Origin of the sequence: Acinetobacter sp. NIPH 2699, from assembly GCF_022549355.1 — a bacterium.
In the GTDB taxonomy this organism is placed as follows: Bacteria; Pseudomonadota; Gammaproteobacteria; order Pseudomonadales; family Moraxellaceae; genus Acinetobacter.
Map to the genome: position 1 here is coordinate 251,472 of NZ_JAKZGL010000002.1, position 12,573 is coordinate 264,044.

5 protein-coding genes, 2 tRNA genes and 1 pseudogene are annotated in these 12,573 nt (G+C 39.8%); 1 reads left to right on the forward strand and 7 read right to left on the reverse strand.

The features are described from left to right. Window positions 1-100: 100 nt before the first annotated feature. Together MMP72_RS03110 and MMP72_RS03115 are read right to left on the reverse strand one after the other, a co-directional pair. Window positions 101-3,241, reverse strand: coding sequence for a hypothetical protein (locus tag MMP72_RS03110; protein WP_241314414.1), 3,141 nt, complete (start codon window positions 3,239-3,241; stop codon window positions 101-103). A 615-nt stretch (window positions 3,242-3,856) separates the two neighbouring features. Further along, window positions 3,857-4,460 (reverse strand): annotated as a pseudogene (locus MMP72_RS03115) (IS1595 family transposase). 244 nt (window positions 4,461-4,704) lie between these two features. On the opposite strand from MMP72_RS03115, the gene hemW reads away from it, so the two are divergent. Continuing rightward, window positions 4,705-5,859 (forward strand): radical SAM family heme chaperone HemW, encoded by a 1,155-nt coding sequence (gene hemW, locus MMP72_RS03120; RefSeq protein WP_241314416.1) that lies wholly within the window; start codon window positions 4,705-4,707, stop codon window positions 5,857-5,859. A gap of 132 nt (window positions 5,860-5,991) precedes the next feature. Here the strand turns inward: hemW and MMP72_RS03125 are convergent. The 5 genes from MMP72_RS03125 to MMP72_RS03145 form a co-directional block, all read right to left on the reverse strand. After that, window positions 5,992-6,067, reverse strand: a tRNA-Lys gene (locus tag MMP72_RS03125). A gap of 119 nt (window positions 6,068-6,186) precedes the next feature. Beyond that, window positions 6,187-6,262 (reverse strand) — tRNA-Lys (locus MMP72_RS03130). Between the two features lie 231 nt (window positions 6,263-6,493). Further along, window positions 6,494-8,335, reverse strand: a complete 1,842-nt coding sequence (locus tag MMP72_RS03135) for a long-chain-acyl-CoA synthetase (protein ID WP_241314418.1) — start codon at window positions 8,333-8,335, stop codon at window positions 6,494-6,496. 189 nt (window positions 8,336-8,524) lie between these two features. Then, a complete protein-coding gene (locus MMP72_RS03140; RefSeq protein WP_241314420.1) occupies window positions 8,525-11,911 on the reverse strand; it encodes an Rne/Rng family ribonuclease in 3,387 nt (1,128 codons plus the stop codon). 92 nt (window positions 11,912-12,003) lie between these two features. Then, window positions 12,004-12,225 carry a hypothetical protein gene (locus tag MMP72_RS03145; RefSeq protein WP_241314422.1) on the reverse strand — a complete coding sequence of 74 codons (222 nt, stop codon included), beginning with the start codon at window positions 12,223-12,225 and terminating at the stop codon, window positions 12,004-12,006. Window positions 12,226-12,573: the final 348 nt, after the last annotated feature.

Below are 12,573 nucleotides of genomic sequence, written 5' to 3' on the forward strand. Positions count from 1 at the left end.
TATATTTTTGATCATCTAGCTAAAAGATAGCTCTCTTTAGACAAGAGACCTATCTTGTGTTGAATGAATCATCAATAACACTTTTTAATGATTATAGATTCTATTTTATTTTTCGTCGTAATAAGAGGAGTGAACATAAAGCGAGTAATGCTGTGAAAGACCAACTACCAGATTTACTTTTCTTTACGCTTGGTGGTTTAGGTTCAGCATGTTCTTTGTGTTCTGAGAATTGTACTTCTTTTAGACCTCCAATATGAGATATTTTATCATTTGAATCTGATAAATTGTTGGTTAAGGTAAAACTTAAATATTGACCTGTATGATTTGTGTTTAGTTCCTGACTCTTATTTAAGTCTTGATCAAATGCATGATAACCTGCCGCGATAACATTATAATGTAAGAATAATTGAACTTTGATGTCTTTATCAGTAGTACTAACGAGGTCAAATCGAGTCAGATCATATGGATAGTCTTTTGCTTCTAAATCATTTAGGGAAATAGATGTTACTTTTTGGAAGTTTACACCGTTTGGAACAGCATAAGTAAAATAGCCTCGTTTTTGTCGTGAAAATAATGATACAACATTGGCTTGTTTCCAGTCGGGAATACCGTCATTGTTACCATCAAATTCGAGATTCTGTCCGTAACCTCCTTGCTCGATATAGTCTGAAATACCGTCTCCATCTGTATCCTGATCTAATGTAAAGACATAGTTAAAATATTGAACCTCTCCTTGTTTATCTTTTACACTAATGAGAACACTATGCGAGTCACCTAGACTTGTATTTTCAGTATTCAGATTAACAGTAAAAATTTGATCAATGTTTTGCTCTAACACGATTTTTTTATGGTCAATAGAATCAATTTTTACATGATCAGATATTGCGTTCACTGTAAATTCATTTTTTTCAGCCAGATTTGTGACTTTAAAACGTAACTGTCCAGTATTGTTTGGCATTAATTCCGAGCTATCTATTAATTCGAGCTTAAACTCTTTAGGCGTGAATTGTGCACCATAAACACGTTGATAGTGATTGCCTTTAGTATCAATTGCCTGAATAGTTATATGACTTAATGCTGTTGTAATAGAGGTATGGGCTGCAAAGTTCTCAGAATCTTCTTTCTGGAGAGGAACTTGCTTTTGTATTACACCATTACGATCAATTAAAATGGCAGTGGCCTCTTTCATTGGGCTGGAGAACATGACTTCAATACGGTTTTCCCCAATGACTGGTTCATGACCAAAGACTTGATAGCCTTCATGTTCAAACTTACCCGTAGGTATGGGATCTAAGAATTTAATTGATTTAATATAACTAGGACTAGAAATATCCGCACGAATATCATATTGGCTAATTCCGTTGGTTGTAATCTGGATTGTCCATTTTCCTACTTCTGGTTTGGTAACTTTTAATCCTTTTCCTCCAATAAATTCATGGATTTGAACTTTATCGGAACTGATTACTTGTCCACTTGGAGAAATAAAACGAATGTTTCCTGCACTGGCATTCACGAGAATAGATAAACGATCGGTATTATCTTCAACATATAGATCAAAGCGTATATCTTTGTTGGTTTCTCCTGATGTAATGAGTACAGGTTGTGTCTGGTTTGATAAATGATCAATGTCGATTGAAGTAAAAACGGCTTCAACAGATTGACTATTGTGATCGACAAGAATAACTTGCCCACCTGTCGCATTTGCAACTGCATGGTAACTTGGATCAATTGGAGAGCATGAACCAGAGACAGCGTAAGAAATGGTAATTTCCTTATCTTTTGCTAAGTTTATAATTTGACTGGCAAGTTCACCATCATTAGATGACGCATCCGTAAATACAAATAAGCGACTTTTAGTTGGTGCTTTTTGAACAGCTTTTAAAATACCAGTATTGGCTTTTTCTGGACAATCGCCGCCTGCATGAGCATACAAAGCACCAACGGCATTTTTGATTGCTTCTGCATTTCCTATTTTGACTTCACCTACATTCGGATCATTAAAAGACACCATTAAGAATTGTTTCTCTTGCACACTCGTTGTGTCTGTAGAACTATTCTCAATAATTCGATCAATTAGCTTTTGAATTTGGTTTTTAATTCCTGTAATGATAGCACTCATACTACCAGTATCATCAATGATAAAACCATAAAGAGGTTCATCTTCAATCCCAAGAAGTGCTTTAATCATGTCATCTTGTTGGGCGAGCGTACCCGTTTTACGGATATCCTGAATCACCTGTTTTAAAAACTCATTGGTGTGTAAAGCAGCTTGATAAGATGCACGGGCATGTATAGGCGTTGGGGCTGGACGTTTTTTCAGATCTTCATCATTGTCCAGAGGAGCATAAGGAACATCTTTTGCAATACCAGAAAGCCACATAGGGGCTATTTCTACACCATGATCACATTTGACACCATTTTCATCAGCAGCAGTTGAAACTCCAGCGAATGAACGATGGGTAAAATAGCCTGTGGTATAGCGTGATGTATTGAGACCATTGGCTGCTAATACATAATTTCCACCATTGGAGGAAAACCCTCCGACAGGTTTTAGTAAGCTGTAAATTCTCGGTTGGCAGACATCAGCTGTTTTTCCCCAACTTTGAATGGATTGGGTTAGGGTTAAAGCCTGATAAAAATGACTATTGTTATTGAGATCAGCATAGTTACTATGTGCATAAAAGTCTTGAATTGTATGTAACGCTTTTCCTAAATCGCCTCGTGCATGACCTAATGTCTGTGGATTTTCTGTCTGAATGTATTGTTGAAGTTTTTGTATAACAGAATCTTTAAGTTTTACAATTCGTTGCCTACATTCGTCAATGAGCTCATCATCACAATGGGCAACAGGATTGCTGAGTTCTCCAACCAAATCAATTTTTTCTCCTTTTACTTTAAAACTTGCCCATGCCTGATCGGTGGAACGATTACCCTGAAAAACATGTTCAGCGGCTTCAGTTGTAAATGCAACCTCTCGACCATCACTTAATTTAGTCTTGAATTTGTCAACGCCCAAAGTACCATAGCTATAACCATGATCTAGGACACCTAAGGTAATTTTTTTATGACCATGAAGTGTTTCATTCGGTTTAAAGGCATTTGATATGCTAGTTGGTAATAAAAAACCTGATATGATCAGTGAACTAATATATAGATTTCTACTCATAATAAAATTCTTCTCTTTTAGATATATAATATGTATTATTGATGACATGCTTTCTTTATTAATTTCTGCATGCAACTGTTCAACTTTTGAGTATTAGATAAAATGTAGGTTTGGAGTGCTGTTTTTAGATTGTATAGTTTTATTGATGACATGCTTTCTTTATTAATATCTGTGTATCACTGTTCAACTTTTGAGTGTTAGATAAAATACAAGTTCGGAGTGCTGTTTTAGATGGGGTTTGCCGTTCAAGGCAGATCTTATTTTCAGTAGTATCAACTCGAATGAGTGAAATATTTTGGTTTGAACATTTTACATGATAAGTTTTTATTTTTGAACCTTTTAATGAATGATCTGATACTGGATAATTTTGAGCCTGTAATGTGGGTTGAACAAATAAAGTTGTGATAAGAAATAGTATATATTTCACTTATTCTCTCCTGGGGTAATAAGAATTATTTTAGATTTTATAATAATGAATACTAAATGTAGCATTTAGTATCTATTTAATTTTGGATTGTTAACATAAAAAGTACAAAATCTAGCAGGGTGCAATGTATATAATAATTTATTCTATCTCAACAAAGATGTGTGATTGTTAATAATTTTTAATTAATAAATAGGGGGCTTGGATTTCTGTTATTATATGCCTTTATATTAAGATAATAATTTAAGGGGTTGTAGTAGATAAAGTTAAATTTCGGTCCATTTTAATAGCATTTTAAGCTGTTGTTTTGGACTGACATAATTGAATCTAAACTCACATTCTTTAATAAACAACGGAAAGGCATTTCGGTCAATCCCATTGATATGATTCTGACCATCAACAAAATGACTTGAATGATTGATCCGATGATGGCTAAATCCTGCAACATCCAAAGCATTATAACTTATGCCGGTGATCTGTATAAACAACACTATCTGGAGTGATTTTATTCGATATTACAGGCATTAAGGTACTTGATTTAGTATCAGGAACTATAACCGTATAGACTTTATCATTACGCTTGAGTAAACCAAAAACAATCACTTTTCCAGCAGCACCTCTACCAAGCTTTCCTTTACGTGCTCCACCAAAATAGCTTTCATCTAATTCAATCTGTCCTTTGAATCCTTCAATGGTATCTTGGTCAAGGTGAAATATAATGATTTGACGAATTTTCCTATAGAACAGTGCTGCGGAATTAGGTTGAATTCCCAATAAATCAGCGGCAGTTCTAGCGATAACTTCAGCAATGAAAAACTCTAATAGCTTTATTTGAATTTTTCTATTTAATTTACATCTAGTTATCTTCATAAAAGTAGATTATCACAATGCTAATCTACTACAGCCCCTAATTTAATTTCTCCTTGCAATTAAAATGGTTTGTATTGATTGAATAGATATTCTAATTGTTTTTATTGAGTAGATATTCCAATTGCTTTTAATAGTACAATCAAATGTTATACAAATATAAATAAGGCATTTAAATCAATAGATGATAACAAGTAGGAATGGGAGTCGTGTTAAAATAACAAGGTTCTGTTATTGAGCCTGTACTTTGAGTCATTTAAACCCAGCAAATATCCCACTTTCACTGTATATCCATATGCCATGGTGCGTGCGTAAATGTCCTTATTGTGACTTTAACTCACATGCCGTACCTGATGGGCAATTATCCATGGATTTAGAGCAGCAATATTTGGCTGCATTGGTGGCTGATTTTGAAACGCAAGTGGAAATGGTGCAAGGACGTTCAATTCATAGTGTATTTATTGGTGGGGGAACGCCATCTCTCATTTCTGCCCAAGGTTATACATGGCTTTTTGAACAGCTAAAAGCACGTTTAAATTTTGAAGCGGGTTGTGAAATTACCTTAGAAGCCAATCCAGGCACGGTTGAACATGATCCATTTGCAGATTATTTAGCTGCGGGAATCAATCGTTTGTCGATTGGTGTACAGAGTTTTGATACGGAACATTTGCAACGCTTAGGGCGGATTCATTCAGCAAATAATGCACTGGATGCCATCCAACAAGCGCGACAAGCGGGTTTTGAACGGGTCAATGTCGATTTGATGCATGGTTTGCCACAGCAAACACAAGAACAAGCATTAACGGATCTTAGACTCGCAGTAGAGCAAGGTGCGACGCATATTAGCTGGTATCAACTGACCATTGAACCCAATACAGTTTTCTTCCGTACTCAGCCTGTATTACCTAAAGACGAGGTTTTAGAGTATATCCAAGAACAAGGTGAGGTGTATTTAAAAGCCAATGGCTATGTCAATTATGAAGTTTCGGCATGGCGTAAAGAATTGCCCTCCACACATAACCTGAATTATTGGCAGTTCGGTGACTATTTGGCAATCGGAGCAGGGGCACATGGCAAAGTCACTTATCCTGATGGGGTTTATCGTTTTCAAAAAACCCGTTTACCAAAAGATTATTTAGCCAAAGTTCCAGCCGACCACGTGCAAATGAAACGTATTGAAGCTGAGGAATTGCCGTTCGAGTTTATGATGAATGCATTGCGTTTAAATCAAGGCGTAAATGCCGAGTTGTATACGCAACGGACTGGACTTGATTTGAAGGATTTAAGTGAAACCTTAAATAATTTACGTGACAAAAAATTACTGGTTGCTGATCCAACCAAAATTGCTTGTACTGAACAAGGGCATATCTTTTTAAACTCGGTATTAGAAGCATTTTTATAATGAAAGCAAAGTATGACTTTGAGCAAGAGTGCTTGAAGTCATTCAATCGGTTTTGTCATTTTTTAGACATATATAATTTATATGATACCCAATAAAAAAGCCTCATCATTGTTGATGAGGCTTTTTAGAATTTGGTGGGTCGTCCGCGATTCGAACGCGGGACCAACGGATTAAAAGTCCGCTGCTCTACCAGCTGAGCTAACGACCCTGAGTGAGGATAAGTAAAACAACGTTTTACCCGAGCGCAAGAGAAAATCTATGATTTTCTTTAGGCTTTAACCTCTAACAGGTTTTTGTAAAATACATTTTACATATCAAAACAAGAAGTGGTGGGTCGTCCGCGATTCGAACGCGGGACCAACGGATTAAAAGTCCGCTGCTCTACCAGCTGAGCTAACGACCCTGAGCGAGGATAAGTAAAACAACGTTTTACCCGAGTGCAAGAGAAGATCTATGATTTTCTTTAGCATTCAAACTCGAACTGACTCAGAGAGAAGTAAAACTTCTAAACACTGTATCGTTTTGATGATGCGTATTCTAGCAACTTATTCAGCTAACACAAGAGGAAATTTAAAAACAGCCGCATGATTGTTTATAAAAAGCACGATTTCCTCTTGTTTAGCTAAAAAACACCCTAGAAACGATATTGATAACTTTGAATATTGTCAAAGATTTCAGTATTTACATCACTATAGCTCGTTGCACCTGGTAATAAAACCAATAAACGTTCATCCGTTTTATTCGGATTAAAGCCGTCATCTTTGAGCTTGTTTTTTTGGTATTTAAAGGTACCCGTTGTTTCAACTTTGGCTTGTACACGTAGGAACACTGGGATTGCGTATGCTGGTAAGCATTTTTTGAATACACCAACCATTTGGGCTAGATCATCATTGTTTAACTCGGCACCCTCAGTGAGCGTAATGGCTGCCATACCTGCGCGACCATTGGTATTTGGGATTTCTACCCCATAGACCACTGCCTCGACAATTTTTTCATATTCGCAAACCATGTTTTCAACTTCAGTCGTAGACACATTTTCACCTTTCCAGCGGAAAGTATCACCTAAGCGGTCGACAAACTGTGCATGACGGAAACCAATGTCACGAACTAAATCGCCAGTATTGAAGTATGAATCGCCTTTGGCAAATACATCTTTCAAGATGACAGATTTGTTCTTCTCAGGATCGGTATAACCATCAAATGGAGAGCGGCTGGTGATCTTGCCGATCAGCAAACCAACGTCACCTGTCTTCACTTTCTTGCAATAACCTTTTTGGTCACGTACAAGCTCATTCTTTTCTTTGTCAAACTCGACAATTGCATAAGGTGTAGGCGAGAAGCCGACGGTATTGTCAAAGTTAAAAATGTTGCTGAAACCGACATTACCTTCACTTGATGCATAGAGTTCGAGAACTTCTTCTACACCGAAGCGATCTTTGAACTTGCTCCAAATATTTGGACGCATGCCATTACCAATCATTTTGGTGACACGATGGTTGCGATCAAGCTCAGTCGTAGGTGCATCCATCAAATAGCGGCATAGTTCGCCGACATAACCAATGGCTGATGCATTGAATTTTTGTACATCTTTCCAGAATGCGCTGGTTGAGTATTTACGACGTACTGCCAAGGTTGCACCACCTGCAATGACACCACACCAACACACCACTACACCTGTGGCATGGTAAAGCGGCAATGTCACGTACATTACATCATCTTTACCTAGATTGAGGATGTGTCCATAAGTACCGTAAGCCAGTGACCAGCGACTATGGGTAAAGATGACCGCCTTAGGCAAGCCTGTTGTGCCTGAGGTGTAGATATAAAACAAACCATCTTTACCTGTGACGGTACGCGTGGTAGATGGGTTGAATTTCGGGAACTGATCAATTTCTTGAGCAAGATTGACATAACCTTGTGGTGCTGTTCCGACATCTTTACGTGTTCCTTGATCTGCAAACCAATGAAAGCGATCTTGAGCAACGTTGAGGTCTTGACGCGCTTCATCAATCGCAGCACGAACTTCCTCGCCTGCAATCACAGCAATTGGGTTCACTAGATTGATGCTGTGCGCCAGCACTTTACCAATTTGGGAGGTATTAACCAGTGCAATAGTCACCCCAATTTTTGCTAAAGCAACGATGGTGGCAATCAATTCAGGACGGTTTTCTACCATCACTGCGATGACATCACCTTTTTTTGCACCAAGCGATAAATAGTAATGTGCAATTTGGTTTGCCCATTCATTGAGTGCTTGGTAGCTATAGCTTTGATCTTCAAATAATAACGCGATACCTTGCGGGTTACGCTTTACTGCTTTTTCAAAAGCGACCCCTAAGCCAGTTGGAGAAGTTGGCGTTCGCAAATATGCTTGTTTAAGACCATTCAAAATATGAGGTACTTTGGTGAGAAAGTTTGGAAGTCGAGTTGCGACATCACCAAGAGTAATAATATCGGTCTGCGTAGTTTGGCTCATATCAATCCTATTTATTTTTCGATCAATCCAAAGGTGGCTATCTGTGAGAACACAACCATTAACATCATTGTTAGTGATGTAGTTTTTAATCGCAAGTTCCTAGAGCAATCAACCTAATTTGACAAAATAACAAAAAAGCCTAGTCACCGAAATGACTAGGCTCTTGTTTATTGAGTGCGATTTAGCAAATTATTCACTGCTAGGAACACTCTTTTTCGGTGGGCGTCCACGTGGGCGACGAGGGCGGTTCGATTTTTCTTTCTCGATTCTAGCCGCAGCCTCTTCTTCCGATTCTGGTGTTTCAGTATCTGAAGTTGGCTCATTTTTTTCAGTCGCTTGAACGGGTTCTACCGTTTGCTCTACAGCAGCAGCTTTTGATTTTGCAGCAGACTGTGGTTTCTCAACTGTTTTAGCAGGAGCAGCTTCAACTTGAGCGACTTCAGCGGTTGCCAGTTCTAGAGGTTGTTGTTCAGGCGTTACCGCAACGGTTTCCTCAACGACAACAACAGGAACGTCTGTTTCTTTCACTTCTGTTTTCACTTCAGTGCTTTCCGCAGGAACTGGCGTTGCTGCTTCTACTGGAGCTGGAGTCGCGGCTGCGCTTAAATGTGCCTCTTTGGCTTGTTCCGCAGCAAGTTTGGCTAAGCGACGACGCTCACGTGGGTCATTTGCAACACGAACAGAAGATGCTTCAGGACGCGTGAGTGCTAACACAGGCGCTGGTTCAGCTTCTTCAGTTGCTTTTTGACTAGGAAGCTCCACATCACGAGTGACTGGGCGTTTTTCCTCAGTTTCAGTTGTTTCAACCACGAGGCTGCTTGCATACTGTTCAGCGAACTTTTGTAAAGCGCGATTGAACGTGGTGATTAAGCCAAATTGCTCAATTAAAATGGTGCAGTCTTCACCATAAACATGACGAATCAAGCTGCCAAGTGTGTATTGTCCCAAGCTTGGAATTTGCGATGGGGCAATTTTTGGCATAGCTTTTTGGTTCGTTTGAGCTTTGCGCTGCTGACGGTGGCGTGAACGTGGGTCATTACTGGCACGTTTTGCTGGTGCTTGAGCAGTTTCTTCGACAGGGGCCTTTTCAGCAGTAGGTTGTTCTGCTGGCGCTGGCGTTTCAACTTTTTCTACAACAGGTTTTGCCTTTTCTGCTTTAGCCGTTGGCGTTGATGCCTGTTGTGGATTCAATGCAACAATTTCACTTTGACCTTGATCAATGTTCACAATCAATGCTGTGTTCATTGGTTCAGTGCGTGGTGTATCAATCACATCCACTTTAACTTGTTGTGGATTCTCTGCTGGAGCAGCAGGCGCTTCATTTAAAACGCTTTGATCACGGTGACGGGTTGGTCGATTTGGTCGTTGTTGATTACGATCACGACGTGGCAACGGTGCAGCATCATTTCCATGAGCAGCATCATTCTGCTGTTGTTGGTTTTGAGGCTCTTGTGGTTGCTGGCGTTTTTGCTGACGCTTCATCTCACGTTGTTCGTGGCGCTGCTCTTGACGAGATAATTGCACCACTTCTTCATGTACAGGAGCAGGAGTCTGTGCTTCATGTGCATGTACATGCACGTGTTGTTCACGCTGCTCTTTGTGTTTACGCTTTTTCTGATTTTGTGACTGATTTGGACGATGTGATTTTTCGTCTTTCTCAAAAGGTTCACGTGTTTCTTGTTTCACAGGGTGCTGTGACATATAAACATTGTTGCTTGCAGGTGCTGTTATTGCCTTTGATGCAACTGGGGGAGGTGTCGCGACTTGACCAAATTGACCACGACTGACCGCACCATTGTTCACCATTTGTTCAATGCTTGCTGCTGCATTTTGTGCAGTACGAGATTGATCAGTGGTTTGCGCTTGTTTTTGAACAAATAGGTTTTCTAACCATGCACATGGACTTGCTGATGCTTGTGGCTTCGCTTGCGTTGGTGATGGTTGAGCGGCTTGGGTTTGGTTGGCTTTTTTCTGTGGTGCAGTTGTCTGATTTCTGACAGGTGCAGCATGTTGCTGTTCAGCATCCTCGATATGCCATTCAGAAGACTCATAACCCAGTTCTTTTTCACTTGAGCGAGTTGCTTCGGTACGTTCGTAGCTTGAAGGTGCGAAACCTTCTGGATTGAACTGGATTTGATAATGTGGTGTTTCTAAGTGTGGATGAGGAAGGATCGTGACCCGCACATTTGAGGTTTGTTCAAGATAAACAAGGCTGTGACGCTTTTCATTCAATAGGAATGCTGCGATTTCCACAGGGACTTCAACTTGCACTTCACCTTGACGTTCACGTAATGCAATTTCTTCAACTTTACGCATGATCGAAAGTGAAAGAGAACGTAAGTCACGAACCATACCTGTGCCGTGACAGCGTGGGCAGACATAACCTGTTGCTTCTTCTAGCGATGGGCGTAAACGTTGACGGCTCATTTCCATCAAACCGAAACGTGATAACTGACCGAATTGAATACGTGCACGGTCGCTTTGGGTTGCTTCACGGAGTTTCGCTTCAACCATACGTTGGTTGCGGTCTTTGGTCATGTCGATAAAGTCGATCACAACTAATCCACCAATATCACGTAAACGCAATTGACGCGCGATTTCTTCCGCAGCTTCTAAGTTGGTATTGAGCGCTGTTTCTTCAACATCATGTCCGCGTGTTGATTTTGCAGAGTTGATATCAATTGAAACCAGTGCTTCAGTTTGGTCAATCACAATTGAACCGCCAGAAGGAAGTTTTACTTCACGTTCATAAGCCGTTTGGATTTGACTTTCGATACCAAAGTGAGCGAATAAAGGCTCATTTAATGTATAGGTTTTTAACTTGTCGAGTTGACGTGGCATTACTGCTTTTACGAAGTTATAGGCTTCGTTATAGGCTTGTTCGCTATCAATTAAGATTTCTGAAACATCATCACGTAAGTAGTCACGGATCGCACGTGTGACCACACCAGCTTCTTGATGAACCAACATTGGTGATGGGCCAGTGCTTGAGGTGCTTTGAATTTGAGCCCAAAGATCAAGCAAATGTTGCAAGTCGAGTTGTAGTTCTTCTTGAGTACGTCCGATGCCCGCAGTACGCACAATCACACTCATACCACGAGGAAGATTTAACGATCCTAAAATTTCTTTGAGTTCTTCACGAACTGAACCTGAAATTTGACGGCTAATACCACCACCTTTCGGGTTGTTTGGCATTAAAACTAAATAACGACCCGCAAGTGAGATGAAGGTTGAAAGTGCAGCACCTTTGTTGCCACGTTCTTCTTTTTCAACTTGTACCAGTAACTCAGTGCCTTCGGTGATGAGCTCACGGATATTTGAGGTTTGGCGAGGGTCAGCTTTGAAATACGAGTTTGCAATTTCTCGCATTGATAAAAAGCCTTGGCGTTGTGCGCCGTACTCGACGAAAACCGCTTCTAAAGACGGTTCAACACGAGTGACATGACCTTTATAGATATTTGATTTTTTCTGTTCACGAGTACGATTTTCTAAATCGAAATCGTAAAGACGATTATCAGTGATAAGTGCAACGCGAACTTCTTCGGCGTGGGTTGCATTAATCAACATACGTTTCATGGGTGTGACACCTAATAGTGATGCACACAAACAACGAGCTCAATACTTTTGAACAAACATCAAGTTGGCGCGATCAAGACTCAGAAGCAACGTTATATATGATGCTCTGAAACCACTGACTGTAATATCCAGTTTGGGGCTTTGATACGATTCTTTCGATGTAAGCAATCCTGCTTCAATCTTGGGACTGTTGGTATTTCATCCATGTCATGCATCTGTGAAATACCACTAGACCCGATGTAATCAAAGTGTCCTGTACGCTTCACTGGCGGGTGAGCGGTGCATTGGATGGTGACTTTCATTGTCTTAAGCATTGAAGTCGATCCATCTGGAAGTCTCGATACGGAATGATCATCGTATCTGTGCTTGGCAGTTCCAATGCATCAACGCTTTAGCCTGAATGCGACATCAGGGAGCAAATTGTCTGATGTGGATCAGTTTACGTTTAATAACCAACAAATTTGTTGGCGACATATTTTTTATGAACAAACTGTATGTGCAGATGCACAATTAAACGCAACAGTTTGTCATTTTGCCGATATAATAAGCCTTCGGCGTCGGCATAATTCTTTAGGACCTATTCGAGCTATTGGTGAGTTTCTCATCTATTTGAAATTTTAACTGAATAAAATTTTTGATTTGATGCTCACTTACGAGGGTAT

Excerpts from the sequence above, each read along its gene's own strand:
- MMP72_RS03135 (WP_241314418.1), bottom strand. The coding sequence starts at position 8,335 with ATGAGCCAAACTACGCAGACCGATATTATTACTCTTGGTGATGTCGCA.
- MMP72_RS03140 (WP_241314420.1), bottom strand. The coding sequence starts at position 11,911 with ATGAAACGTATGTTGATTAATGCAACCCACGCCGAAGAAGTTCGCGTT.
- MMP72_RS03145 (WP_241314422.1), bottom strand. The coding sequence starts at position 12,225 with ATGCTTAAGACAATGAAAGTCACCATCCAATGCACCGCTCACCCGCCA.